The organism is Nonomuraea polychroma, from assembly GCF_004011505.1.
Taxonomy (GTDB): Bacteria; Actinomycetota; Actinomycetes; order Streptosporangiales; family Streptosporangiaceae; genus Nonomuraea; species Nonomuraea polychroma.
Window position 1 is genome coordinate 9,015,945 of sequence record NZ_SAUN01000001.1, and the last position, 24,252, is coordinate 9,040,196.

A 24,252-nucleotide genomic window follows, 5' to 3' on the forward strand; every position below is an offset into this window, starting at 1 on the left:
CCAGGCTGCCGGTAATGAAAGTTTCATCGACATTCCGGGGCATTCAACGAGCATGCGGGGCGGAGGACACCTCCGCGAAAGGCCGCCTCTGTACAGCGCTTCACACTCGGCTCACCATGGGAGCGCTCCCAGCCAACTAGCAGCACTGGAGATGATCGCTCGTGAGACTCCAACGCGGCCTTCGGAAATGGGCCGTGACCATGACCGCCGCGAGTGTCGCGGCCTTAGGACTCGTCGTCGGCCAGAGCACGGCCGCGAACGCCGCGCCCGCATGCGACGTGACCTATTCTGCCAACTCGTGGACGAGCAGCCCGGGTCAGGGCGGTTTCACCGCGAACATCACGCTGAAGAACACCGGTGACCCGATCTCGTCGTGGTCACTGGCCTTCGACTTCCCGACCACCGGCCAGAAGTACACCCCGAGCGGCTGGGGCGCGAACTGGACACAGTCCGGCACTCGCATGACCGGCACCAACATGCCCTACAACGGCAGCCTCGCCACCGGGGCCTCCGTGTCCGTCGGCTTCAACGGCACCTGGACGGGCACCAACCCGAACCCGGAGTCGTTCAGCGTCAGCGGCGTCGCCTGCGGCGGCACCCAGACGACCCCGTCGGTGGTGTTGTCGGCCAGCTCGGTCGCGGTCAACGAGGGCGGCACGGCGACCTTCACCGCCAGGCTCTCCTCGGCCCCGGCTTCGAACGTGACCGTCACCACCGCGCGGACCAGCGGTGACACGGACCTGACCGTCAGCTCCGGCGGGTCGCTGACCTTCTCGCCGACCACCTGGAACACCCCGCAGACGGTCACCCTGGCCGCCGCGCAGGACTCCGACACCACGGCGGGCACGGCGGCCTTCAGCGTCGGCGGCAACGGCGTCACCGGCGCCACGGTCAACGCCACCGAGGTGGATGACGACGCCGTCCAGGAGCAGTCGATCATCGTGACGCCGACCGCGGTGACCGTGCCCGAGGGCTCCACCGCCACGTACACGGTGAAGCTGGCCACCCAGCCCTCCGCGGACGTGATCGTCACCTCGACGGCCGGCACCGGTGACACCAACATCACCGTCTCCTCCGGCGCGAGCCTGACGTTCACCTCGGGCAACTGGAACACGGCGCAGACGGTCACCCTGGCCGCCGCGCAGGACAGCGACAACACCAACGGCAGCCGGCCCATCTCGGTCGCCTCCACGGGGCTGACCGCGCGGACCGTCACCGCCACCGAGGCCGACGACGACGGCGTGACCAACCCGACCCACGTCGAGAACCCGTACGCCGGCGCCACCGGTTACGTGAACCCCAACTGGTCCGCCAAGGCGGCCGCGGAGCCGGGCGGCTCCGCCGTGGCCAACACCTCCACCGCCGTGTGGATGGACCGCATCGCCGCCATCGCCGGCTCCGAGTCGGCCATGGGCCTGCGTGCCCACCTGGACGAGGCGGTCAGGCAGGACGCCGCCAACGGCGCCGCGCCGCTGACGATCCAGGTCGTCGTCTACAACCTGCCCAACCGCGACTGCTCGGCGCTGGCCTCCAGCGGTGAGCTGCTCATCGCCCAGAACGGCTTCAACCGCTACAAGACCGAGTACATCGACCCGATCGCGGCCATCCTCCGCGACTCCAAGTACGCCAACCTGCGTATCGTCGCGATCATCGAGCCCGACTCGCTGCCGAACCTGGTCACCAACATCAACGCCTTCGAGAAGTGCCGCGAGGCCAACGGCCCCGGCGGCTACGTCGACGGCGTCAGGTACGCCCTGAACCAGCTCGAGCCCATCACCAACGTCTACTCCTACATCGACGCCGCCCACCACGCGTGGCTCGGCTGGGACTCGAACTTCCAGCCCGCCGTCGACCTCTTCTACAACACCGTCTCCGGCACCACCGCCGGAGTGGACAGCGTGGACGGCTTCATCGTCAACACCGCCAACTACTCCATCACCACCGAGCCGCACTTCACCATCAACACCCAGGTGGGCAATCAGTCGGTCCGGGCGTCCAACTGGGTGGACTGGAACTACTACATCGACGAGCAGACCTTCGCGACGGAGCTGCGTAACCGGCTGATCGCCAAGGGCTTCCGCTCCGGACTCGGCATGCTGATCGACACCTCGCGCAACGGCTGGGGCGGCAGCGCCCGCCCGACCGCGCCGAGCACCTCGACGGAGCTCAACCCGTTCGTCGACCAGTCGCGCGCCGACCGCCGCATCCACGCCGGCAACTGGTGCAACCAGAAGGGCGCGGGCATGGGCGCACGGCCCACCGCCAGCCCCGCGGCCGGCTTCGACGCCTACGTCTGGATCAAGCCTCCGGGCGAGTCCGACGGCGCCAGCAAGGACATCCCGAACAACGAGGGCAAGAAGTTCGACCGGATGTGCGACCCGACCTACACCGGCAACAACCTCAACAAGTTCAACATGTCGGGTGCACTGCCCGACGCGCCGCTGTCGGGACAGTGGTTCTCCGCGCAGTTCCGCGAGCTGCTGGCGAACGCCTACCCGCCGATCAACTGAGGACCTGGCCGGGCTGAGGAGCATCGAGCTCGCTCAGCCCGGCCAGAGGGGCCTGCCTGACCCAGGTCCCTCGGAGGGACCCGCCTGACCCGGGTCCCTCGGCTTTCGAAAAGGGCCGGGTCGCATCGACCCGGCCCCTTTCTCGTTCATCGTGCCCGCCACCACTCCGACACGATCCACTCGACGTCTGTGTCTATGGTCGTGCCCGCCGCCACTCCGACACGATCTGCTCGACGTCGAAGGGCATCAGGTTGAGCGGGGGACCGGACACCCCCGTCCTGATCGCCTCGCGGATCTTGCGGTTGATGTCCTCGACGATCTGCCGCGCCTCGGTCTCCGATCGGGCCCCGCGCGCCTGGGCCAGCGCCTCCTCCGCCTCCTTGCGCAACGCCAGCGTCGGTGGCAGCGGCATCGTGAGCCCTTCGCTCTCCACCTTCTGCTTGATCCACCACATGTCGTCGTGTGGCCGGTCCAGCCCTGGCAGGGGCTTGCCCGTGCCGGGCAGATCGTCGAACTCCCCACGCTCCATCGCCTCGCGGATCTGCCGATCGACCCAGCTCTCGAACGGCATGCCGGGCGGCTTGCGCTCTGTCACATCAGCTCCCGTCTCGTCAGGCCAGGTTGTGACCTGGTGCGAGTGGGCCGCGCCAGCCGAGCACGGCCTCGGTCATGCGTACGGAGTCCACGGCCGCGGCCACGTCGTGCACCCGGAGGATGCGGGCGCCCTTGACGATGGAGAGCACGTTGACGGCGATCGTGCCTTCCTTCCGCTGCCCCTGGGGACGGTCGAGCGTCTCCCCGATGAAGTCCTTGTTGGACAGCGCCACCAGCGTCGGGTATCCGATCGAGGTGATCTCCTCGAGCCGGCGCGTCAGCTCAAGGGAGTGAAAGGTGTTCTTGTTGAGATCGTGCCCGGGATCGATGATGATCTTTTCCGGGGCGATGCCCGCCTTCAGCGCGAACGCCACCCGCTCGCGCAGGAAGTCCGCGACCTCCGAGACGACGTCGGCGTAGCTCGGCCGGAAGACCCGCCGCCCTGGACCGCCGAGGCTGTGGGTGACCACCACGCTCACCCCAGCCGCCGCCGCGACCTCGGCGATGCCGGGCTCGCGCAGGCCGTTGGTGTCGTTGATGACGTCGGCGCCCGCCTCGATGGCGGCTTGTGCCACTTCCGGCCGGTGGGTGTCCACCGAGATCACGGCGTCCGTCACGGCCCTGACCTCGGCGATCACCGGGACGACCCGCTCGATCTCCTCCGCCGCGCCGATGGGCGCCTGGGCGGCGCTGAAGGCGAACCCGCCGATGTCCACCCAGTCGGCCCCGTCGTCCACGGCCTTCTTCGCGGCTGCCACGGCGCTGTCCAGCGCGTACGTCTGGCCCTGATCGTGAAAGGAGTTGGGGGTCCTGTTGACGATGGCCATGATGGCGACCTGGCGCTCGAAATCGAACTCCCGCCGCCCAATGCGCCGGACCGGGGAGGTGATCTCAGGGGAAAGCTGCTCGCCGCTCACGTTGCGAGCCTACCTGGCGTAGGAGCAGGTCACTCAGGCGGTGAAGCGGCCCGGAGGGTGACCCCCGGCCGAGACCCTGATGCGCTTCATGCGCTGGCGGGTGCAGAGCTCGAACCCCCGCGGCAGCCGCATGGTGAGCCGGACCGTGGTGCCGAGCGGACTGGTCTGGAAGTCCGCCGTGTCGCACAATCGGCGGATGAGATAGATCCCTCTCCCGGTGTAGCCGAGGTCGGACGGCCGGTGCCGGCCGTCGACGTAATCATCGGGGATGCCCGACCCCTGATCGGTCGTCTCCGATCGGATGACGCCGTTCACCGTCCACAACTTGAGGAACCCGTGCCCGCCCGCATGCTCGACGGCGTTGACGACGCTCTCGTGCACGGCCAGGACGAAGTCGTCCAGCCTGGGGCCGCTCAGTCCGCAGCTTTCGGCCTGCTCTGCCACCGCACGGCGCAGTTTCGTGACGTCGTGGAGCGTGAAGGGCTGGGTCAACAGGGTGCGCATGGCGGGGTCCTCCAACGTTGCCTGGTCACGCCGACGCGCAGAACCCGAGGGCGCGGCGCCCTCGGAAGGGAAATCGAGGTGAAGGACCTGTCTGAAAGCGGCCCGGGAAAAGGGGTCCATGGGCGTTCCTTCCGTGTCGTTCCGACACCCAGGCCGCGCCTCAGGACCTCGAGCAAGCAGTCCCCCTCTTCCCAAGGAAGGAGGAGTTACACTCTGCCAGGTTTTCCGGGCTACTTTTTTCGCGGGCTGCTCTTACGCGCGTCCGCCGACGCCCGTGGCGAGTTCCTTGAGCCGACCGGCCGGGCCTCGGTCCGGTGCGAGGGGGGCGGTGTCCATGCCCGCCCCGTCGTGCAGGCCGTCGATCAGCTCCCGCATGGCGTCCCAGGACGAGTGCCGCGGCGTCCAGCCCAGCACGTCCTTGGCACGCTCGACCTTCATGACGGGGAGCCGCAGAGCCAGGTCGAACAGGCCCGGCGCGGCCGGCAGGAGCCTCATGTGCCACCCTGCGGCCATGGCGGCCCTGGCCACGCCCCGTGGCACCCGCACCGTGCGGGTGTGGAGCAGCTTGGCGAGGTCATGCGGGTCGAGCACGGGCTCGGCGGCGATGTTGAACGCGCCCTTCACCGGCCGCGTGACGGCCAGCCGGTAGGCCTCGGCCACGTCGTCGGCATGCACCACCTGCAGCCGCAACCCGGGAATGTCCGGCACGAACGGGATCCGCCCCGGCCGGATCAGCCGCCGCGGCACGAACGGCCCGCCGAACAGCCTGCGCTGCTCGGTCGCGGCGACCCGCTGGAAGACGAACCCCGGCCGCATCCGCACCACCCGGATACCGGGGTGATCGTGCTCGAAGACGTCGAGCACCCGCTCCACGTACGCCTTCTCCCGTCCGTACGCGGCGCCCGGCCAGCCGTGCGTGGGCCAGCTCTCGTCCACGGGACGGTCCTTGGGCCCCGGCGAGTACGCCCCCACCGATGAGGCATGGACCAGCGTGGGCACCCCGGCCTCGGCCGCGGCGCGGAAGACCCGCATGCTGCCGAGCACATTGGCCCGCCAGGTCGTCGCCGGGTCCCTGGTCGGCTGGAACAACCACGCCAGGTGCACCACGGCGTCCGCGCCGTCGAAGATCCGCGTCAGGTCGGCGGAGGCCACGTCGGCCTGCCGCCAGTCGGTGCGGTCGATCCGCCACCCGGGCAGCCGGCGTGCGACGCCCACGATCGAGGTCACGTTCTCATCCCTCGACAGCGCGCGTACCACGCTGGTGCCGACGTTCCCGGTAGCTCCGACCACAACGACTCTCATGACCGCTCCGCTGCCCGTTGCCAGGGCCGCGAAACGCTGACGACCTGCGCCTTACGGCTGGAGGAGAATCTTTATGGCCCCGTCGGCCTTCTTCTGGAACATCTCGTAAGCCTTCGGCGCCTGCTCCAGCGGCATCCGGTGCGTGGTCAGGTCCATCACGCCGAGCGGATCGGCCTCGTCGGTGACCAGCGGCATCAGCCGGCTGATCCACCGCCTGACGTGGGCCTGGCCCATGCGCAGCGTGATGCCCTTGTCGAACATGCGGAACATCGGCAGCGGATCGGTCATGCCGCCGTAGACGCCGATGACGGAGATCACGCCGCCGCGTCGGACGGAGTCGATGGCCTGGTTGAGCGCCGCCAGCCGGTCGACGCCGGCGTTGGACATCAACGGCGCGGCCACCGCGTCGGGCAGCAGGCCGGTGAGCGTCTGGGCGAGCTTGGCGGCAGGCGAGCCGTGGGCCTCCATGCCGACCGCGTCGATGACGGAGTCCGTGCCCCGTCCCGAGGTCCGGTAGCGGATCTCCTCGGGCACGTTGTGCACCTCGCTCGCGTCGACGATCTCGATGCCGTGGCGGCGCGCCATCGCCAGTCGGGCCGTGACGCCGTCCACGCCGATCACGCGGTGGCCGAGGTGGCGGGCGATGCGGGCGCACATCTGGCCGATGGGGCCCAGCCCGAAGACCGTGACGCTGCCGCCGTCGGGGATGTCGGCGTACTCGACGGCCTGCCAGGCGGTCGGCAACACGTCCGACAGGTAGAGGAAGCGCTCGTCGGGCGGCCCCTCCGGCACCTTGATCGGGCCGAACTGGGCCTCCGGCACCCGGAGGTATTCGGCCTGGCCGCCGGGCACCCGGCCGTACAACCTGGTGTAGCCGAAGAGGGCGGCGCCGGTGCCCTGCTCGCGTACTTGGGTGGTCTCGCACTGCGCGTACAGCTCCATGTCGCACATGTGGCAGTGGCCGCAGGAGATGTTGAACGGGATGACCACGCGGTCGCCGGGCTTGATGGTGCTGATGGCCGGGCCGATCTCCTCGACGATTCCCATGGGCTCGTGGCCGAGGATGTCGCCCTCGGCCATGAAGGGCCCGAGCACCTCGTAGAGGTGCAGGTCGGAGCCGCAGATGCCGGTGCTGGTCACCTTGATGACCGCGTCATTGGGCTCCTTGATCGCCGGGTCGGGCACGTTCTCGACCCGGACGTCGCGCTTGCCGTGCCAGGTGACTGCCTTCATGCCTGACCGCATACCCCCTCGTCAGACATCAAACGGCGGGACCGCTGTGGTCGATCAGACCGCAAGCAGTGAAAGAGGCTTTACACGCTCTGTATTCAATGAGTAACTACTGGTAGTGGCCAATTGACAGAAGGAGCCGTGCGCATGCCGGTGAGCTTCACCCAGCACTCCCTTGGTTCACGCATTGATCAACACCTGAGCGGTTTCCTCGAAACCTGGTGCGCGCTCGTGTCCGACCCCGACGTCGAGTCGGCGTACGCGGTGCTCAACGACTTCGTGCTCGGTGGCGGCAAGCGCATCCGACCTCAGCTGTGCTACTGGGGCTGGCGCGGCGCCGGCGGCGAGGACTGCGAGGAGATCATCAGGGCCGCCGCGGCGCTGGAGCTGTGTCACGCGGGCCTGCTGATCCACGACGACATCATGGACGGCAGCGAATTGCGCCGCGGCCGGGCCACCGTGCACAAGACCCTGGCCGGGCTGTACGAGGGGCCGGGCGCGGAGGCGTTCGGCCAGGCAGGCGGCATCCTGCTCGGCACGCTGAGCCTGGTCTGGTCCGACGCGATGTTGTCGTCGTGCGGGGTCGATCCGCCGCGGTTGCGGACCGCGCACCACATCTTCGACGCCATGCGCACCGAAGTGATCAGCGGCCAATACCTCGACATGCTCGCCCAGCTCCGCGCGAGGGTGAGCATGGACGAGGCCCTGACAGTGATCCGTTTCAAGACCGCCAAATACACCGTGGAGCGGCCGCTGCAGATCGGCGGCGCCCTGGCCGGCGCCTCCGGCGAGCTGCTCGACGCCTACTCCCGGTTCGGCGTGCCGCTGGGCGAGGCCTTCCAGCTGCGCGACGACGTGCTGGGCACGTTCGGCTCGTCGGCGGAGACCGGCAAGTCCGCGCTCGACGACCTGCGTGAGGGCAAGCGCACCGTGCTGATCGCACATGCCCTGCGGCGTGCTTCGCCGGCGCAGCGTGAGCACCTCGAGCGCTGGCACGGCGACCCGGAGCTGACCGAGGAGCGTGCCGCCGAGCTGCGCCGGATCCTGCTCGACACGGGGGCGGTCGCCAAGGTCGAGGAAATGATCGAACAACGCGTGCGCGAGGCCGTGACGGCCCTGATCGAGGCGCCGATCGCCGCGGAGGCCGCTAGCGCGCTGGCCGGGCTGACCGATCGGCTCGCGCGCCGCACCAGGTAAGGGGATTTCCCAGATGAGCCGGGTACTTCTCGCGGCGCCGCGCGGCTTCTGCGCGGGCGTCGAACGCGCGATCGTCACGGTCGAGGAAGCGCTGAGGCGTTTCGGGCCGCCCGTTTACGTGCGCAAACAGATCGTTCACAACACCTACGTGGTCGCCGAGCTCACCGGGCGCGGCGCGGTCTTCGTCGAGGAGCTGGACGAGGTCCCCGACGGCGCGCTGGTGGTCTTCTCCGCCCACGGCGTCTCTCCGGCGGTCAAGGAGCAGGCCCGGCGGCGCGGGCTGCGTACGATCGACGCGACCTGCCCGCTGGTGACCAAGGTCCACAAGGAGGCCGCGCGACTGGCGAAGGCCGGCCACGAGATCCTGCTCATCGGCCACGCCGAGCACGAAGAGGTCGAGGGCACGCTCGGCGAGGCCCCCGGCCGCATTCACGTCGTCGACCCGGCCAGGCCCGGCGAGGTGACGGCGAGCGGCTCCGGGCCGGTGAGCTGGCTGTCGCAGACGACGCTCGGCGTGGACGAGACCATGCGGGCCGTCGCCGATCTACGCGGGCGCTTCCCGCACCTGGCCGACCCGCCCAGCGACGACATCTGCTACGCCAGCCAGAACCGCCAGGAGGCGATCATCAGCATCGCCCCGGAGTGCGAGCTGGTCATCGTGGTCGGCTCGGCCAACTCCTCCAACTCCCAACGGCTGGTGGAGGTCGCGCGGGGCGCCGGTGCGGACGCGGCCTATCTGGTCGACCGGGCCGACGACGCGGACGAGGGGTGGTTGCGCGGCGTGCGCACGGTCGGCGTGAGCTGCGGCGCCTCCGCCCCCGAGCGGTTGGTCACGGAGTTACTCGGCTGGCTCGCCGCCCGCGGCTACGCCGACGTCGAGCAGGTCACCCAGGCCGAAGAGACCTTGACATTCTCCCTCCCGCCCGAGCTCCGATCCTCTCGGAACCCCGGCTAGGCACAGCATGAGACAGGCAGGTGCACGATGACCGAAACGACCCCGTCGACCGCCCCGGCGAACGGCAATGGACAGCTCAGCCTCAGCACCGAGGCCGCCAGGCAACTCGCGACCACCACCAAGACGCCGCCGCAGATGCAGGAGATCACCTCTCGGTGGCTGCTGCGGCTGCTGCCCTGGGTGCAGTGCTCCGGCGGCGTGTTCCGGGTCAACCGGCGGTTGACGTACACCCTTGGCGACGGCCGGATCACGTTCAGCACCACCGGTTCCGAGGTGCGCGTCATCCCGGCCGAGCTCACCGAACTGCCGATGCTGCGCGGCTTCGACGACATGGAGGTGCTCGGAGCGCTGGCCGGCCGCTTCGTCCAGCGTGAGTTCGAGGCCGACGAGAAGATCGTCGCCGAAGGCAGCCCGGCTGACCGGCTCGTGCTGATCGCCCACGGGCGGGTGCGCAAGATAGGGCGCGGCGCGTACGGCGACGAGCAGCACCTCGGCACCTTGGCCGACGGCGACTACCTCGGCGAGCAGTCCTTGGTAGACGGCGGCACATTCCAGCACACCTGGCGGACCAAGACGCCCACCACAGTGCTGACGCTCTCCCGGCAGGACTTCGAGCAGATCGCCGAGCAGTCGCCCGCCCTGCGCGAGCACATCGAGAGCTGGCGCTCCAGTGTCGAGCACGCGCACAACGACTACGGCGAGGCCGCCATCGACATGGCGTCGGGTCACACCGGCGAGCCCACGTTGCCGGGCACGTTCGTGGACTATGAGCTGGGCCCGCGTGAATACGAGCTGAGCGTGGCACAGACGGTCCTGCGCGTGCACAGCCGGGTCTCCGACCTGTACAACCAGCCGATGAGCCAGCTCGACCAGCAGCTCCGCCTCACGATCGAGGCCCTGCGCGAGCGCCAGGAGCACGAGCTGGTCAACAACCGGGAGTTCGGCCTGCTCCACAACGCCGACTTCAGCCAGCGCATCCGCACCCGCTCCGGGCCGCCCACCCCGGACGACCTCGACGACCTGCTCGCCACCGTGTGGAAGGACCCGGCGTTCTTCCTGGCCCACCCGCAGGCCATCGCCGCCTTCGGCAGGGAGTGCAGCAAGCGCGGCGTCTATCCGCAGTCCGGCGAGGTCAACGGGCACCGGGTGCCGTCCTGGCGGGGTGTCCCGATCTTCCCGTGCAACAAGATCCCGATCTCCGGCACGAGCACGACGTCGATCCTGCTCATGCGGACCGGCCAGGAGAACCAGGGCGTCGTCGGCCTGCACCAGACCGGCATTCCCGACGAATACCAGCCCAGCCTGTCGGTCCGCTTCATGAACATCAACGAGCAGGCCATCGTCTCCTACCTGGTCAGCGCCTACTACTCGTGTGCCGTCCTGGTCCCCGACGCGCTCGGCGTCCTGGAGGACGTGGAGGTCGGCAGGAACGGCTGATCCTTGCCTCCGAGGCCGGCGACCGGCCCCCGTGCGCGGCTCGCCGGCCCGCTGACCGATCCACGCGAGGAGCGACCATGAGCCAGCCGTTCGAACTGCCGGACTTCTACCTGCCGTATCCGGCGCGGCTCAATCCACATCTGGACGTGGCCCGCGTGCACTCGACGCAGTGGGCCCGTGACAGGGGCATGCTCGAAGGCTCGGGCGTCTGGGAGGAGGCCGATCTGGACGCCCACGACTATCCGCTGATGTGCGCCTACACCCATCCCGACTGCGGCGCCGGCGAGTTGTGCCTGATCACCGACTGGTACGTGTGGGTCTTCTTCTTCGACGACCACTTCCTGGAGGTGTTCAAACGTACGGGGGACCTGAAGGGCGGCAAGGCGTACCTCGCGAGGCTCGCCCGGTTCATGCCCATGGGCGCTGACCTGACCATGCCGGCTCCGGAGAACCCGGTCGAGGCGGGTCTCGCCGACCTGTGGGTGCGCACGGTGCCCGGCATGTCGCCGGACTGGCGGACCCGCTTCGCCGAGAGTACGAGAAACCTGCTCGACGAGTCGCTCTGGGAGCTGGCCAACATCAACAAGGGCCGGATCGCCAACCCCGTCGAGTACATCGAGATGCGCCGCAAGGTCGGCGGTGCGCCATGGTCGGCCGGGCTGGTCGAGCACGCCGTGGGCGCCGAGGTGCCGGCGAGGATCGCGGCGACCCGGCCGATGCGGGTGCTGAGGGACGCCTTCGCCGACGCCGTGCACCTGCGTAACGACCTGTTCTCCTACCAGCGGGAGGTCGGGGACGAGGGCGAGTTGAGCAACGGGGTGCTGGTGCTGGAGACGTTCCTGGGCTGCACCACGCAGGAGGCCGCCAACGCCGTCAACGATCTGCTCACGTCGCGGATGCAGCAGTTCGAGCACACCGCGCTCGGTGAGCTGGGGCCGATGTTCGCCGAGCACGCGATCGACCCGCTCACCGCGGCCGGCGTGCTGGCGTACGTCAAAGGGCTGCAGGACTGGCAGTCGGGCGGGCACGAGTGGCACCTGCGCTCCAGCCGCTACATGAACCAGCGGGCCAGGACCGGCCGGCCGCTGGGCATGTCGTCGATCGTCGATCTGCTGGGGGCCAAGCGGGTGCGGAACTTCACGCACGTTCCGTACCGGCGGGTGGGGCCTTCTCAGATTCCCGACCTCTACGTGCCCTTTCCGCTCCGGCTTTCACCGCACCTCGACGCCGCCCGGCGCCACACCGTGGCCTGGTGCCGGGAGATGGGCATGCTCGAAGCCCAGCCCGGAGTGGTCGGCTCGGCAGTGTGGGACGAGCAGAAGCTGATCGACTTCGATTTCCCGCTCTGCGCGGCGGGCCTGCATCCCGACGCCACCCAGGAAGGACTGGACCTGGCGTCGTTCTGGCTGAGCTGGGGCACCTACGGCGACGACTACTTCCCCGCCGTCTTCGGCAGGTCCGGCAACCTGGCCGCCGCCAAGATCGCGGTGGACCGGCTCTCGGCGTTCATGCCTCTCGACGACTCCCCCGCCCCTCCACCCGCGAGCGCGATGGAGCGTGGGCTGGCCGACGTGTGGAGACGTACGGCGGGGCCGATGCCGCTCGCGGCGCGCCGCAGGCTCCGCGAGGACGTGGAGAAGATGTGCACGGCGTGGTTGTGGGAGCTGGCCGGCGAGCTGGCCCACCACGTTCCCGACCCGGTGGACTACATGGAGATGCGCAGGCTGACCTTCGGCGCCGAGTTCACGATGGACCTGTGCCGGCTACGGCATACCAAGGGGATCCCCGAGGAGCTTCATGCGAGCGGGCCGATGCGGGCGTTGGAGAACGCGATGATGGACTGCGGCCTGCTGGTCAACGACGTCTTCTCCTACCAGAAGGAGATCGAGTTCGACGGCGAGGTGCACAACTGCATCCTGGTCGTGCAGAGCTTCTTCGACTGCGACTACTCCACGGCGCTCGCCGTCGTCAACGACCTGCTGACCTCGCGGATGCGGCAGTTCCAGCACATCGTCGAGCACGAACTGCCGATCGTGTGCGACGAATTCGATCTCGACGCCGAGGGGAGGCGGGAACTCGACGCGTTCGTGGACGAGTTGCGCAACTTGGTGACCGGCATACTCCATTGGCACCGCCACTGCGCACGCTACGACGAGCCATCGCTTCTCCGGCACAGGCAACCCGCGCCGTGGCGGCTCGGCGGACCGAACGGGCTGGGCACCTCGGCCGCGACGGCCTTCGCCGGCAGGTGAGACTTCGGGCTAAATGGGCAGGTGGTGGGCGCGGGGCTCGTAGTACCAGCCCATCATGCGCAGCAGTCGCCGCTGGTACGGCGTGACGTTGTGCAGCCGGATCCAGCGCTCCGACGGTGGCAGCGTGGGCATGGCGAGCACACGCAGCCCCGAGACGTCGATAAAGGTCAGTTTCCCGGTGTCGACGACGATGTAGGTGCCCTGACGGCAACTCGCCAGAGCGCCGGCAAGCGCGCGACTGTTGGAGGCGTCGATCTCGCCGATCAGCGAGACGGCCGGGGCCTCGGGCGCCGCTGAACTCTGGCGCACCATGATCTTGAGTTGCTCGTCCTGGTAAAGCAGCCGCTCTTCTAGACCGCCCACGCTCCTCGCACCCCCCAACACGCATGCCTCGGGGGTTGTGGATTGGCCACAACTAAGGCTACACGACGTACGTTTCACAACGTAATTTTCGCGAGAATATGACCGAATTAGTGAGAAATCCTGAAGAGTCGGACAGAGCGCCCCGCCCCTCTCTGGCACGCTGACGCCGCATCGCCGCGCGGGCCGGGCGCGCGCGTGCGAAACGCCTGGTTTGCCAGGGATCTCCTCGAGCAGCGCCCCGCCCACGCCTTTCGACCGAGTCCTACCCCGAGGATGCGGTGCGATATTTCCATCCCGACCTGGGGAATCGGCGCCGAAATATACGACGAGAGGCGAATATCAGGCCGGCACCGGCCGTCTGGATATTTACGGATTCATGGCGGTTTGTCCGGAGGCGTTTATCCCCATAGGGACGGAGAAAAGTCACACAGCAGACAACCGAAGTGGGGCATCGACTGGGGGCGCTGAATACCTGATGAAAGGAAGATGGACACGACTACTGATAGCGTCGGCATGCGCCATCGCCTGCACGTTCAGCGGCAGGTCGATGACCGGAAGCATTGCGCTGCGCGCGGCCCTGGAAATGATCGGCGTCCCGTACTCGTGGGGCGGTGGCGGGGTGCACGGGCCCGGATACGGGATAGGGAGAGGCGCCAAGACGAAGGGGTTCGACTGCTCGGGACTCGCCGAGTACGCCTACGCGCGGGCGGGGGTGCTCATCGGATCCACGACGCAGGAACAATGGAGTTCCGGGATCCAGGTGCCGAGAGAACTGATAGAGCCGGGGGATCTGGTCTTCTACGACAGCAAGCCGCGGCGTCCCGGGCCGGAGCACGTCGGCATCGCGCTCGACGGGGAGAGAATGGTGCACGCCCCGTACACGGGGGCGCTCGTGCGGGTGGACCCGCTGGACCGGCCGCACTTCCTGGGGGTGGTGAGGCCGGGCGTCGGCCGTGCCGACCTGGGAGTCTGAGGGTGAGCCGGGCGGCCCAGGAGCGACCTGGACCGCACGGCGCTCGAACATCCGGTGTTCTTCAAGAGCCGTCCGTGGCCTCGCGAGCACCCACGACGGGCTCTGTCGGTTCACCTCGGCACCAGGAGGGTTGCTCACTCGCCGGCCGGCCTCCGCCACTGGGGCGGCCGCCGACGATCCCCCTGCTCACGCCAGGCTGCGAGCGTCAGAGGCGGGAGCCGACGTTGTTGGTGAGCGCGTCGAGGTCGAACTCGTTGAGGGTCACGTCCTCGACGAGGTCCACCTCGATGTCCCTGAGAGACCCGTTGAGCGAGTTGTTGGCCACGCCGTTCAGGACGTCGTCGAAGAGCTGGAACTGGCTCAGGATCGCCTGACCCGAGTTGTTCGGGTTCCCGTCGGCGGACGCGCCGGAGGCTGTGAAGCCCAGGGCCGCGGCCGCGATGGCCGCGCCGGCCAGAATACGCTTGATCATTTTCTTTCCTCCATGGATGGGCGCGGGATTCAGCGCCATAGTCGTTTCGCGCTTCGCCTGGGCGCGAGGATGGTGACTCTGGCCAGACGGCCGCCGCCATGAGGACGGCCGCGAATCGCCTCTCCTGCCTGCACCACGCGGCGAGCGTCAGTAGTGGGGTGCCGCCGACCCAGGCGGCACTGACCTTGTTGCGGTCACAGACCGTGGTTGTTGGCGAACACGTCGAGGTCGACCTCGTCCACCGCCACGCTCTCGACGAAGTCCACCTCGATGTTCTTGATCGAGTCGTTGAGCGAGTTGTTGAGCACGTTGTTCAGGACGTCGTCGAAGACCTGGAACTGGCTCAGGATCGCCTGACCCGAGTTCTGCGGGTTCTGGTCGGCGGACGCGGTGGTGGCCGTGAAGCCCAGGGCGGCGGCGGCGATTGCGGCGCCCGCCAGAATACGACCGATCATTCTTGTCTTTCCTCCATGGACCGGCGCGGAATTCCCAGCGCCATAGTCGTTCGTGCAGGGCTGTGAGGTGCCGCGAATAACAATTGCGGGAGGCAGCCGGTATCGCAACCCAGAACGCCATCCCGGAGGTCAAGGAGGCTCCTCGATTTCTTGGCACTCGGTTTTCACGCTAATCACCGACGGACGGCATTCAGCACGCTCTCGCCACCCGGCAATCGACGTTCATTTGGCTGACCACAAGATCGACAGGGAAATCTTTCACCGCTGTATAAGCAATGATCACCTGAAACTTTGAGCAGCCGCGTACGCCGATCGACGTACCTGGAGCGCCATCCGAGGGGGGACGCCCCGCGCCGGCGAAGCCACGACGATGGCGGGAGTTCCCGAATCCGGAGGTGAGGCATGACCATGGGGCCACGTATCCGCAAGACAGTGTTGGTCATCCACATCGTCGTCTCGGTCGCGCTGGTCGGCGAGGTGTGGGGGCTGGTCGCGCTGAATACGGCGGCCACCCTGACCAAGGACCTGGAGCTCGCGCACGCGGCCTATCGGCTGATGCCCACCCTGGTGTTCGCGGGCGGCATACCGCTGAGCCTCACCGCGTTGGCCACCGGCATCACGCTCGGCCTGGCGAGCCATTGGGGGCTGTTTCGCTACTACTGGGTGGCGATCAAGCTGGTCCTGCTCGTGGCCGTCATCTGCGTGGGCATGTTCCTGTTCGACCCCGAGGGTATGGCCGCGGCCACCGCGGGCGCCGCGCAGCCCGCCCCCGCTCGCCAGTGGGGTCAGGTCGCGGCGCTGAGCACGCAGATCGCCATGCTGCTGACCGCGACGGCGCTGTCGGTGTTCAAACCCCGCAGGAAACTGCGGTGACGCCCGGAACGGTGCCGCGATAGAAATTCGGTCATGAACGACCAAACGAACGACGAGACGCCGCAGCCGGTCCGCGCCGCCCTGGAACGCGCGCGGGCGGCGGGGTTCGTGTATTCCTGCGAACCTGCCGTCGGCCGTCTGCTCGCCACCTTGGCCGCGGGCGTGCCGGGAGGTGGACGTGTGCTGGAGATCGGCACCGGCGCCGGCGTGGGGCTCGCCTGGCTGGTGAGCGGTTTGGTGCCACGCGCCGACGTGACGGTGACCACGATCGAGCGTGATCCGGGGTCTACCGGGCTGGCGGCGGGCGGCGACTGGCCCGGGTTCGTGGACTTCCGTACCGGGGACGCGCTGGAGTTGTTGCCGGAGCTGGGGACGTACGACCTGGTCTTCGCGGACGCCGAGGCGGGCAAGCAGGTGGGGCTGGAGCTCACGATCGCCGCGCTCAACCCGCGCGGCGTGCTTGTCGTCGACGACATGGTGCCGCCGCCCGGCGTGGTGTGGGACGCGGAGTTCGCGAGCAGGCAGGACGCGGTGCGGCGGACGTTGCTGGGGCATGAGCGGCTGGCCGCCGTCGAGCTGGCCGGTCACGGCTCCGGCGTCATCCTGGCGACTGCGCGGTAGCCGTACGGCGGCGCGGTTGGCCTGGATCTACCTCGAAATGTGCGGAAAAGCCAGCACATTCCCCACTTCAGGAAATAGGGCACAGGCGTCGGCCGACATGGCAGGATTATGCCAGGGCGAGAACCGTGGAGAACTGCCGGATTTAGGAGCATAGATACGGGGTGTCCGCGATATGGGCGACATGACCGAAATATTCGATAGCGATTCGCTCCAATCCGGGCCGACCACGCTGAGGCTCCTCATCGGCGCGCAGCTGCGCCGGCTCCGCGAAGCGCGCGGCATCACTCGCGAGGACGCCGGCTACGCCATCCGCGGCTCGCATTCCAAGATCAGCCGCATGGAGTCCGGGCGCACCAGCTTCAAGGCACGTGACGTGGCCGACCTGCTCACCCTCTACGGCGTGACCGACGACGCCGAGCGCGCGAGCCTGCTCGCCCTCGTCCGGCAGGCCAACGCACCGAGCTGGTGGCACGAATACCGCGACGTGATCCCCGACTGGTTCGAGCCGTACCTCGGGCTCGAGCACGACGCCGCGCTGATCCGTACCTATGAGGTGCAGTTCGTCCCTGGTCTGCTGCAGACCAGGGACTACGCCCATGCCATCATCGCGCAGGGCCACGAGCACGACTCCACCGAGCAGCTCGAGCGCCGGGTCGAGGTGCGGATGCGCCGCCAGGAGATGCTCGCCCCGCCCACGCGGCGCAAACTCTGGGTCGTGCTGGACGAAGGCGCGCTGCGCCGACGGGTCGGCAGTGAGGCCATCATGCGGGCGCAGTTCGAGCACCTCGCCCGGATGGCCGAGCAGCCGCACATCACCCTGCAGATCTTCCCGTTCGCCGCGGGCAGCGCCATCGGCGGCGTCGGGCCCGTCACCATGCTGCGTTTCGCGCAGAAGGAGCTGGACGACGTCGTCTACCTCGAACACCTCACCGGCGCCCAATACCTGACCAGGGAGAGCGACGTCCGGCACTACCGCCATCTGCTGAACGAGCTCGGCATCCACGCCGCACCCCCGGCCGAAACCCCGACCTTGCTGGATCAGCTCATCGAGAAGTTGTAGACCTGCCGCACGCCGCCCCTACACCCCCGCCGGCTCACGACCCGCGCCGTCGCCCTACGACGCGACCCCGGCCCGGCCAGTGGCACACGCCTGGACACCGACTGGCCCGGCAGCTCACGGCCACCCGTCAGGCCAGGCCGACGGGCGATGACCGGTCACCCCCATCGACGAACCACCGGCCGCTGGGCCGGGACGCTGGTCGCGGCCGCCCACCACGCCGGGCGGGTGCGCCGCAAGCACTGGGCCGGGGACGGGCGACGGCGCCCTCCTCCTGGGGGTGGGTGGGTCAGGGGTGGTCGGTGAAGTGGTCCAGAGCGGCCGAGAGGCGGTGGAGGGCCTCCAGGCATTGCCTCGCCTGGTCCAGCCCCAGCTCACCCACCAGACGGTCGGCGAGCTCTTGGTGCCCGGGGGCGATCTTGGCGATCGCCTCCCGGCCGGCCGCCGTCGGCTGGAGCAGCTTGGCGCGGCGGTGCGCCGGGTTGGGGCGGTATTCGGCCAGCCCCCGCTCCACCAGCAGGTCCGCGATGCGCTGCACCCCTTGCCTGGTCATCCCCATGACCCTGGCGATCCCGGCCACCGGCAGGGGCTCGCGCAGGACCGCGCCGAGCACCTGCCACCACGCCGGTGTGATCCCCGCGGGCCTGGCCAGCCCCTCCGCGATCTGGAGGAACTGGCCGTTGAGCCGGAACGCCCCCAGCGCCAGGCCGGACAGCAATTCCGACGTCTCGCTCATGCCGCCATCAACACCTCGTAGGCGGAGGCATCACTCCTGCTGAAGAGCCGGAACCAGGCGTCCAGCACCTCGGGCCGGTAGATGTCCAGCCGCCGGAAGATCTCCCTGGCGAACGCGACAGGCTCCGTGGGCCCGGCCGTGATGAGGTCGCCGTCGAGCACCGCGTCCTGGTCCAGGTAACGTTTGGCGCCGGCGTAGCCCTCCTGCGCCTCCAGGTATTGCACGACGGCGCTGGTGTGCTCGCGCTCGTCCAGCAGCCCTTCCCTGGCCAGCCCGGCCGTGGCGCCGCAGATGGCCGCGACCGGCACGCCGGCCTCCAGGAACTCGCGGGCCTTGCGTGCGAACGGCGCCAGCTCCTCCCCCGCGTCCCACAGATCGGCCCCCGGCAGGATCAGCAGCGCACTGTCGGCCGGAGACAGCTGGTCGAGCGCGAGGTCGGGGGTGATGCGCAGCCCGCCCATGCTGACGACGGGGTCTGTGGTCAGGCCCACGGTGACGATCTCATAGGCGCCGGGCTCGCGCCGGAAGCGCCCGCTGCGCAGATGCGCGGTGGCGTGACCGGTCTCCCAGTCGGCGAGCGTGTCGTAAACAGCGTGGTGAACGATTTCCTTCATGACAGTATCTTGTCATTTCGACAGCATGCTGTCAATAGGATTGCGTGCGAGGATAGGGCCCATGGCAGAGATCGTCGGCGGAGGACATCCGGTCAATGACGCCGAGCGGCGCGTCATCGCGTATCTGCGCGACCACGCACCCTCCGACTGGCTGCTGCTGCACAACATCGAGGTCCCGCGCGGCCCCGACGTCTTCGAGGTCGACCTGCTCGTGCTGACCGGCCACTCGCTGGTGGTCGTCGACGTCAAGGGCACCCGAGGGCGGATCGAGGTGTCGGGCACGCGGTGGTTCCCGCCGCGCAGGGAGGCGTTCGGCTCTCCTGTGGCCAAGCTGCGGGGCACGGCCAAGGCGCTGAAGGGCCTGTTGGTGTCCAAGGCCACCCAGCTCGAACGCGTCTACGTCGACAGCCTGGTCGTGCTCACCTCGCCGGACGCCGAGCTGATCGATCCGGCCGGGCGCGACGCGGTCAACGTCACGACCCTGCCCGGCCTCCTGGCGACGCTGAGCGACGCCTCGCGGGTCAGGCGCGGGTGCAGCCCGGACGCGCGGCCGTACATGACCGCGATTCTCGACGCGCTCAACCAGACCGTGCGCCGCAGCACCGCACCGCCCAGGTTCGGCAACTGGGAGGTGGAGGAGCAGCTCGGCGGCGACACCAAGGTCACCGAATACCGGGCGTTCAACGTGACGCTACCGGGCAGCGAGACCGTGCTGCTCCGCGTCTACCAGGCCGATCCTCTGGCCGATCAGGAGGCGAGGGCGGCCGAGCGGCAGCGCATCGCCAATGCTTACCAGACGCTGGCCAGGATCCCCCCGCATCCGTGCGTGGTGCGCTCGCGCGACTTCTTCGCCATCGACGACGAGAGCCGGTTCGTGCTGGTGCTCGATGACGTGCACGGGCAGGCGCTGCACCTGTCGCTGGGCCGGGGCGCCCGGATGGGCGTGATCCAGGACCTGCTGCGCGGGCTGGCGCACGCGCACGCCAACGGCGTCGTGCACCGGGCGCTCACGCCTGCCTGCGTGCTGGTCACCGACGACGGGCACGCGGTGCTGACCGGATTCGACTACGCCAAGCCGGGGCCGCGCAACTACACCGTCGCCCACGAGCTCGGCAATGTGCTGGACGCGCATTACGTGGCGCCGGAGTGCCAGGCGCGGCCCGACAGGATGACGACCGCGTCCGACGTGTACGCGGCCGGAGCGATCGCCTACCAGTTGCTCACCGGGGAGTTGCCGACGAGCGCCGACGCCCAGGGCGGCCCTGACGTCCCCGAGGTGGTGCGGCGCATGCTCGACCACTCCCCCGCCAAGCGGCCCGCCGCCGCGGAGGCGCTGCACGCCCTGCAGGCCCCGCCCGCCCAGGAGTCACGGCTCAGACGCCTGATGCGTCGCATAGTGTCCGGATCATGACCATCAAGCTCCGTGCCGTCGACGAGGACGACCTGCCCTTCCTCTACAAGCTCACCAGCGACCCCGACCACACCGGCATCCACCAGTGGTACGGCTGGCAGAACCCGCACCGCCTGCGCCGGCGCTGGGAGGACGACGGCCTGGTCGGCGACGAGGGCGGCATGCTGATCATCACGAAGGACGACGACCGGGCCGGCTTCGTCTCGTGGCGCAAGCAGATCACCAGCCGGGCCAGTTTCTCCTGGTCGATGGGGCTGATCGTGGCACCGGAATTCCGCGGCAAGGGCTACGGCACCGAGGCACAGAAGCTGATCGTGCGTTACCTGTTCGATCACTCGACCGTCAACAGAATCGAGGCCGCCACCGAGATCGGCAACCTCTCCGAGCAGCGGGCGCTGGAGAAGGCCGGGTTCACCCGCGAGGGCGTGCTGCGCGGGTCCGGGTTCCGCGCGGGGAGGTGGCACGACGGCGTGCTCTACGGCATCGTCCGCGCCGACCTCGACGGCGAGCTCTGAGTGCTCACTCGCCCACCGGGCTACACCTGGGTGATGGTGTCCAGGACGTCGATGACGTACAGCCGGGGCTGCTCACCCGGGGACGGCACCGCCATGCGGCAGCCGACCCGCTGCCCGACCAGCGCGTTGAGCCAGGACTGAGGCACCGCCCCGTGCCTCAGCGGGTACGCGACCGGTCCGCCCCGCCGGTAGGAGGAGTCCACGACCATGCGGGACGGCCAGGACGCGGCCACGTATTGGACGACCACCTTCGCGCCGGCCACGATCTCCCGCCCGGAGCCGTCGATGAGCATGCGGGGCGGCGCGGCGGGCGTGAGGTCGGCGGGGACGACCGGCAGCGTCCGGCCGACCAGGCGGGCGTCGGGCGGGTATCCGCCCAGGATGTCGAAGACCACCACGAGCGGGTCCGCGGGTGCGACGCCGGTCGCCGGCACGTCGGGCCCCAGTGCCTCGGCGGCCGGGCCGACCAGCATGACCCGGCTGCCCGCCGGGTGGCCGATGAGCGAGCGCCGCCAGGTCTCCGCCACCTGCCTGCCGTCGAAGACCACCGTGGTGGGCTGGTCGGCGTCGTACGTGCTGGAATACGGCTGATTGCCGTACCAGCGCCGGATGTCCACGTCGGCGAGCACCACGTCCCCAGGCAACGTACGCCGCCCACTCCCCACCGACACCACCGTGATCCGCGACGTGCGTCCCGGATCACCCTTGGGGATGGCGACGACCGGCTTGTTGCCGACCGCGCCGGTGACAACGGGCTGTGTGCCCTCCTCGGCCAGACCACACGAGGTGGCGACCATGAGGACGGCAGGCCAGAACAGGCGCACGATAATCCTCCAATCCGGAGGAATTACTAGCCCCGATGCGTAAAAGGAAAGCTTCCGGTCTGGCCATCTCCCGACAAAGGGCGCGGGAGACTAAGGCCGTGAGCGAGCGGAGCGAGCGAACCAATAGACACAGCAGCATGCTCACAGGGCCGACGAAGGAGGCCCTGTGAGCAAGCCCAACTTGGCGCGTAGAGTCGCCGACGCGGCCGAGATCGCGCTGACCACCCGCAAGTACGTGACGTTCATCGACGTGGTCACGGGCCTGCGCTGGCTGCACTCCAGGCACGTGGACACCTGGCGGCAGGGCCGGGTGGCCACGCTGGCCGAGCTGGCGGACGTGGACGAGGACCGCCTGCTCGCCACGGTGGCGCTGCTGAAGGAGTGGGCCCTGGCCAGAGGGCTCAAGCCGGTGGACACCCCGTACGTGGCGGGCACCCGCGACCGTCGCGAGCTGCGGTTCACCGCCCGCCACCCCCAGGAGCCGTTCCGCGTCCACTGGGTCTCCCCCGACCTCGGCGAGGCGAGGCTGCGCCGCCTCACCGAGCGGCAGAGCAAGGCGCCCGACCTGGTGGCGGTGGCCCCGCTGAACGACTGGACGTGCGCGGGTTGCGGCGACACCGGCCCCTACCTGATCATGGAGGAGGCTCAGCCGCACTGCCTGACCTGCGCCGACATGGACCATCTCGTGTTCCTCCCGGCCGGCAACGCGGCGCTCAGCCGCCGCGCCAAGCAGGAGAGCGGCCTTTCGGCCGTGGTGATGCAGTTCAACCGGCGACGCAAGATCTACCAGCGCCTCGGCCTGCTGGTCGAGCAGGCGGCCCTGGACGCGGCCGAGGAACGGTGCCTGGCCGACGAGGAGGTGCGCCTGCGCCGCCGTGAGCGCGATCGGGTCCGCAGGGCCGAGCAGGACGTCGAGTTCCAGGCCCGCATGGCGGCCGAGATCGCCCGGCTGTTCCCCGGCTGCCCGCCGGCGCGGGCGCGCGAGATCGCCGAGCATGCCGGGCAGCGCGGCAGCGGCAGGGTGGGCCGGTCGGCGGCGGCCAAGGCGCTCGACGAGAACGCGATCACGCTGGCCGTGATCGCCTCCATCAGACACCTCGACACCGACTACGACAGCCTGCTGATGTCGGGCGTGCCCCGGATGGAGGCCCGGGACCTGATCAGGGACGCCATCGAAGGGAAGCTGGAGGAGTTCCGCCGCCGCGCTTAGGTGACGGCCAGCCGCTGGGCGTACTTCTCGTCCCGCCAGAGCTCCCGATCCAGCACCTCCCGGAGCGTGACGGCCGCGTCGTAGACGTCGGCGTAGCGGATGTACAGCGGCGCGAAGCCGAACCTGAGCACGTCCGGCGCCCGGAAGTCCCCGTGCACGCCCCGGTCGATCAGCGCCCGCATGATCGGGTAGCCGTCGGCGTGGCGCAGGCTCACCTGGCTGCCCCGCGCGGCGGGGTCGGCAGGCGAGACCAGCTCCAGCGCGTCGCCGACGAGCTCGACGAAGAGCGACGTCAACGCCATGCTCTTGGCGCGAACCTGGTCCATCGGCACGCGCTCCCACACGTCCAGGGCCGCCTCCAGCGCCGCGAACGACAACACATGCGGGGTGCCCACCGCGAACCGCCTGATCCCCTCGGCCGGGCGGTAATCGGGCTCGAACGCGAACGGCTCGGCGTGCCCGTGCCAGCCCGACAACACGTTCTCGGCGGTGGCGTGGTGGCGCGGGTTGACGTAGAGGAACGCGGGCGCGCCGGGACCGGCGTTCAGGTACTTGTACGTGCATCCGAGCGCGAAATCCGCCTCGGACACGTCCACCTCCATGGCGCCCACGCTGTGGCACAGGTCCCAGACCATGAGCGCCCCGGCCTCCTGCACGCGGGCGGTGATCGAGGGCACGTCGTGGCGCGCACCGGTCCGGTAGTCCACCTCCGACAGCAGCACCACGGCCGCGTCGTCGAAACGCCCGGCCGCGAAGTCGCGGATCTCGTAGCCGCCGAGCAGTCCGGCCAGCCCTTGCACCATGTAGTGGTCGGTGGGGAAGTTCTGGACGTCGGAGACGATCACCCGGCGCTCGGGACGCAGCCGCAGCGCGGCCGCCACCGCCTGGTAGATCGCAATCGAGGTCGTGTTGCCCACCACGACCTGGCCGGGGCCCGCGCCGATCAGCGGGGCCAGCCGGTCGCCGACGGTCAGCGGCTGGCCATACCAGCCGGCCTGGTTCCAGCCGCCGACCAGTTGCCCGCCCCACTCGTCCTGGACGGCGCGCCGCACCCGCTCGGCGGCGTGGCGGGGCAACGCGCCGAGCGAGTTGCCCACGAGGTAGACGACGCCTTCCGGAAGCACGAACTCGTCCCGGAACGCACGCAGCGGGTCGCCGGCGTCGAGGGCGAGACAGTGGTCGCGGTCTATCACCCGATTACTCCTGTATCCGATTTACACCATTCTGGTA

At 69.2% G+C, this 24,252-nt stretch carries 24 protein-coding genes; 12 read left to right on the forward strand and 12 right to left on the reverse strand.

Features of this window, described 5'->3' with window-relative positions:
* Positions 1–200: 200 nt before the first annotated feature.
* Positions 201–2,510 carry a glycoside hydrolase family 6 protein gene (locus tag EDD27_RS58445; protein WP_127937246.1) on the forward strand — a complete coding sequence of 770 codons (2,310 nt, stop codon included), beginning with the start codon at positions 201–203 and terminating at the stop codon, positions 2,508–2,510.
* A 193-nt stretch (positions 2,511–2,703) separates the two neighbouring features.
* Here the strand turns inward: EDD27_RS58445 and EDD27_RS41425 are convergent, their stop codons facing one another.
* The 5 genes from EDD27_RS41425 to EDD27_RS41445 form a co-directional block, all read right to left on the reverse strand.
* Positions 2,704–3,105 (reverse strand): DnaJ family domain-containing protein, encoded by a 402-nt coding sequence (locus EDD27_RS41425; RefSeq protein ID WP_127937247.1) that lies wholly within the window; start codon positions 3,103–3,105, stop codon positions 2,704–2,706.
* A 16-nt stretch (positions 3,106–3,121) separates the two neighbouring features.
* Entirely contained in the window at positions 3,122–4,021 is a 900-nt protein-coding gene (gene folP, locus EDD27_RS41430) for a dihydropteroate synthase (protein WP_206641880.1), read from the reverse strand.
* Positions 4,022–4,054: 33 nt separating this feature from the next.
* On the reverse strand, positions 4,055–4,525 hold the full coding sequence (locus EDD27_RS41435) for an ATP-binding protein (RefSeq protein WP_164904017.1): 471 nt from the start codon (positions 4,523–4,525) through the stop codon (positions 4,055–4,057).
* Positions 4,526–4,777: 252 nt separating this feature from the next.
* A complete protein-coding gene (locus EDD27_RS41440) occupies positions 4,778–5,827 on the reverse strand; it encodes an NAD-dependent epimerase/dehydratase family protein (protein ID WP_127937249.1) in 1,050 nt (349 codons plus the stop codon).
* A 51-nt stretch (positions 5,828–5,878) separates the two neighbouring features.
* Complete coding sequence (locus tag EDD27_RS41445) at positions 5,879–7,060, reverse strand: zinc-dependent alcohol dehydrogenase (RefSeq protein WP_127937250.1); 1,182 nt, start codon at positions 7,058–7,060, stop codon at positions 5,879–5,881.
* Positions 7,061–7,204: 144 nt separating this feature from the next.
* Here EDD27_RS41445 and EDD27_RS41450 point away from each other — a divergent pair, with 144 nt between their 5' ends.
* The 4 genes from EDD27_RS41450 to EDD27_RS41465 all read left to right on the forward strand — a co-directional run bounded on the left by EDD27_RS41450 (position 7,205) and on the right by EDD27_RS41465 (position 12,898).
* A complete protein-coding gene (locus EDD27_RS41450) occupies positions 7,205–8,254 on the forward strand; it encodes a polyprenyl synthetase family protein (RefSeq protein ID WP_127937251.1) in 1,050 nt (349 codons plus the stop codon).
* A 13-nt stretch (positions 8,255–8,267) separates the two neighbouring features.
* Positions 8,268–9,209 carry a 4-hydroxy-3-methylbut-2-enyl diphosphate reductase gene (locus tag EDD27_RS41455; protein ID WP_127937252.1) on the forward strand — a complete coding sequence of 314 codons (942 nt, stop codon included), beginning with the start codon at positions 8,268–8,270 and terminating at the stop codon, positions 9,207–9,209.
* A gap of 27 nt (positions 9,210–9,236) precedes the next feature.
* Positions 9,237–10,646 (forward strand): family 2B encapsulin nanocompartment shell protein, encoded by a 1,410-nt coding sequence (locus EDD27_RS41460; protein WP_127937253.1) that lies wholly within the window; start codon positions 9,237–9,239, stop codon positions 10,644–10,646.
* Positions 10,647–10,723: 77 nt separating this feature from the next.
* Positions 10,724–12,898, forward strand: a complete 2,175-nt coding sequence (locus EDD27_RS41465) for a terpene synthase family protein (RefSeq protein WP_127937254.1) — start codon at positions 10,724–10,726, stop codon at positions 12,896–12,898.
* Between the two features lie 9 nt (positions 12,899–12,907).
* Here EDD27_RS41465 and EDD27_RS41470 read toward each other — a convergent pair whose 3' ends face one another.
* Positions 12,908–13,261, reverse strand: coding sequence for an STAS domain-containing protein (locus EDD27_RS41470; RefSeq protein WP_127937255.1), 354 nt, complete (start codon positions 13,259–13,261; stop codon positions 12,908–12,910).
* Positions 13,262–13,808: 547 nt separating this feature from the next.
* Between EDD27_RS41470 and EDD27_RS41475 the strand changes: the two genes are divergently transcribed.
* Positions 13,809–14,234 carry a C40 family peptidase gene (locus EDD27_RS41475; protein ID WP_164904018.1) on the forward strand — a complete coding sequence of 142 codons (426 nt, stop codon included), beginning with the start codon at positions 13,809–13,811 and terminating at the stop codon, positions 14,232–14,234.
* Positions 14,235–14,439: 205 nt separating this feature from the next.
* Here EDD27_RS41475 and EDD27_RS41480 read toward each other — a convergent pair whose 3' ends face one another.
* A complete protein-coding gene (locus EDD27_RS41480) occupies positions 14,440–14,706 on the reverse strand; it encodes a hypothetical protein (RefSeq protein WP_127937257.1) in 267 nt (88 codons plus the stop codon).
* Positions 14,707–14,900: 194 nt separating this feature from the next.
* Positions 14,901–15,161 (reverse strand): hypothetical protein, encoded by a 261-nt coding sequence (locus EDD27_RS41485; RefSeq protein ID WP_127937258.1) that lies wholly within the window; start codon positions 15,159–15,161, stop codon positions 14,901–14,903.
* Between the two features lie 408 nt (positions 15,162–15,569).
* On the opposite strand from EDD27_RS41485, the gene EDD27_RS41490 reads away from it, so the two are divergent.
* The 3 genes from EDD27_RS41490 (at position 15,570) to EDD27_RS41500 (ending at position 17,715) form a co-directional block, all read left to right on the forward strand.
* Complete coding sequence (locus EDD27_RS41490) at positions 15,570–16,034, forward strand: hypothetical protein (RefSeq protein ID WP_127937259.1); 465 nt, start codon at positions 15,570–15,572, stop codon at positions 16,032–16,034.
* Between the two features lie 33 nt (positions 16,035–16,067).
* On the forward strand, positions 16,068–16,655 hold the full coding sequence (locus EDD27_RS41495) for an O-methyltransferase (protein WP_127937260.1): 588 nt from the start codon (positions 16,068–16,070) through the stop codon (positions 16,653–16,655).
* A 181-nt stretch (positions 16,656–16,836) separates the two neighbouring features.
* Positions 16,837–17,715, forward strand: a complete 879-nt coding sequence (locus EDD27_RS41500) for a helix-turn-helix domain-containing protein (RefSeq protein WP_338324689.1) — start codon at positions 16,837–16,839, stop codon at positions 17,713–17,715.
* 286 nt (positions 17,716–18,001) lie between these two features.
* Here EDD27_RS41500 and EDD27_RS41505 read toward each other — a convergent pair whose 3' ends face one another.
* Together EDD27_RS41505 and EDD27_RS41510 are read right to left on the reverse strand one after the other, a co-directional pair.
* A complete protein-coding gene (locus tag EDD27_RS41505) occupies positions 18,002–18,448 on the reverse strand; it encodes a MarR family winged helix-turn-helix transcriptional regulator (protein ID WP_127937262.1) in 447 nt (148 codons plus the stop codon).
* Complete coding sequence (locus tag EDD27_RS41510) at positions 18,445–19,062, reverse strand: type 1 glutamine amidotransferase family protein (protein ID WP_127937263.1); 618 nt, start codon at positions 19,060–19,062, stop codon at positions 18,445–18,447. The genes EDD27_RS41505 and EDD27_RS41510 overlap by 4 nt, the downstream gene beginning before the upstream one ends.
* Positions 19,063–19,123: 61 nt before the next feature.
* Here EDD27_RS41510 and mads6 point away from each other — a divergent pair, with 61 nt between their 5' ends.
* Complete coding sequence (mads6, locus tag EDD27_RS41515; protein ID WP_127937264.1) at positions 19,124–20,473, forward strand: methylation-associated defense system protein kinase MAD6; 1,350 nt, start codon at positions 19,124–19,126, stop codon at positions 20,471–20,473.
* A complete protein-coding gene (locus EDD27_RS41520; protein ID WP_127937265.1) occupies positions 20,470–20,988 on the forward strand; it encodes a GNAT family N-acetyltransferase in 519 nt (172 codons plus the stop codon). The genes mads6 and EDD27_RS41520 overlap by 4 nt, the downstream gene beginning before the upstream one ends.
* Positions 20,989–21,008: 20 nt before the next feature.
* Here the strand turns inward: EDD27_RS41520 and EDD27_RS41525 are convergent, their stop codons facing one another.
* Positions 21,009–21,812 (reverse strand): FKBP-type peptidyl-prolyl cis-trans isomerase, encoded by an 804-nt coding sequence (locus tag EDD27_RS41525; protein ID WP_127937267.1) that lies wholly within the window; start codon positions 21,810–21,812, stop codon positions 21,009–21,011.
* Positions 21,813–21,978: 166 nt separating this feature from the next.
* Here EDD27_RS41525 and EDD27_RS41530 point away from each other — a divergent pair, with 166 nt between their 5' ends.
* Positions 21,979–23,022: a DUF2293 domain-containing protein gene (locus EDD27_RS41530; RefSeq protein WP_127937269.1), complete on the forward strand. Its 1,044-nt coding sequence runs from the start codon at positions 21,979–21,981 to the stop codon at positions 23,020–23,022.
* Here the strand turns inward: EDD27_RS41530 and kynU are convergent.
* Entirely contained in the window at positions 23,019–24,215 is a 1,197-nt protein-coding gene (gene kynU / locus EDD27_RS41535; RefSeq protein ID WP_127937271.1) for a kynureninase, read from the reverse strand. The genes EDD27_RS41530 and kynU overlap by 4 nt on opposite strands.
* Between the last annotated feature and the right edge of the window lie 37 nt (positions 24,216–24,252).

Excerpts from the sequence above, each read along its gene's own strand:
- EDD27_RS58445 (WP_127937246.1), top strand. The coding sequence starts at position 201 with ATGACCGCCGCGAGTGTCGCGGCCTTAGGACTCGTCGTCGGCCAGAGC.
- EDD27_RS41435 (WP_164904017.1), bottom strand. The coding sequence starts at position 4,525 with ATGCGCACCCTGTTGACCCAGCCCTTCACGCTCCACGACGTCACGAAA.
- EDD27_RS41440 (WP_127937249.1), bottom strand. The coding sequence starts at position 5,827 with ATGAGAGTCGTTGTGGTCGGAGCTACCGGGAACGTCGGCACCAGCGTG.
- EDD27_RS41445 (WP_127937250.1), bottom strand. The coding sequence starts at position 7,060 with ATGAAGGCAGTCACCTGGCACGGCAAGCGCGACGTCCGGGTCGAGAAC.
- EDD27_RS41450 (WP_127937251.1), top strand. The coding sequence starts at position 7,205 with ATGCCGGTGAGCTTCACCCAGCACTCCCTTGGTTCACGCATTGATCAA.
- EDD27_RS41455 (WP_127937252.1), top strand. The coding sequence starts at position 8,268 with ATGAGCCGGGTACTTCTCGCGGCGCCGCGCGGCTTCTGCGCGGGCGTC.
- EDD27_RS41460 (WP_127937253.1), top strand. The coding sequence starts at position 9,237 with ATGACCGAAACGACCCCGTCGACCGCCCCGGCGAACGGCAATGGACAG.
- EDD27_RS41465 (WP_127937254.1), top strand. The coding sequence starts at position 10,724 with ATGAGCCAGCCGTTCGAACTGCCGGACTTCTACCTGCCGTATCCGGCG.
- EDD27_RS41475 (WP_164904018.1), top strand. The coding sequence starts at position 13,809 with ATGACCGGAAGCATTGCGCTGCGCGCGGCCCTGGAAATGATCGGCGTC.
- EDD27_RS41480 (WP_127937257.1), bottom strand. The coding sequence starts at position 14,706 with ATGATCAAGCGTATTCTGGCCGGCGCGGCCATCGCGGCCGCGGCCCTG.
- EDD27_RS41485 (WP_127937258.1), bottom strand. The coding sequence starts at position 15,161 with ATGATCGGTCGTATTCTGGCGGGCGCCGCAATCGCCGCCGCCGCCCTG.
- EDD27_RS41490 (WP_127937259.1), top strand. The coding sequence starts at position 15,570 with ATGGGGCCACGTATCCGCAAGACAGTGTTGGTCATCCACATCGTCGTC.
- EDD27_RS41495 (WP_127937260.1), top strand. The coding sequence starts at position 16,068 with ATGAACGACCAAACGAACGACGAGACGCCGCAGCCGGTCCGCGCCGCC.
- EDD27_RS41500 (WP_338324689.1), top strand. The coding sequence starts at position 16,837 with ATGACCGAAATATTCGATAGCGATTCGCTCCAATCCGGGCCGACCACG.
- EDD27_RS41505 (WP_127937262.1), bottom strand. The coding sequence starts at position 18,448 with ATGAGCGAGACGTCGGAATTGCTGTCCGGCCTGGCGCTGGGGGCGTTC.
- EDD27_RS41510 (WP_127937263.1), bottom strand. The coding sequence starts at position 19,062 with ATGAAGGAAATCGTTCACCACGCTGTTTACGACACGCTCGCCGACTGG.
- mads6 (WP_127937264.1), top strand. The coding sequence starts at position 19,124 with ATGGCAGAGATCGTCGGCGGAGGACATCCGGTCAATGACGCCGAGCGG.
- EDD27_RS41520 (WP_127937265.1), top strand. The coding sequence starts at position 20,470 with ATGACCATCAAGCTCCGTGCCGTCGACGAGGACGACCTGCCCTTCCTC.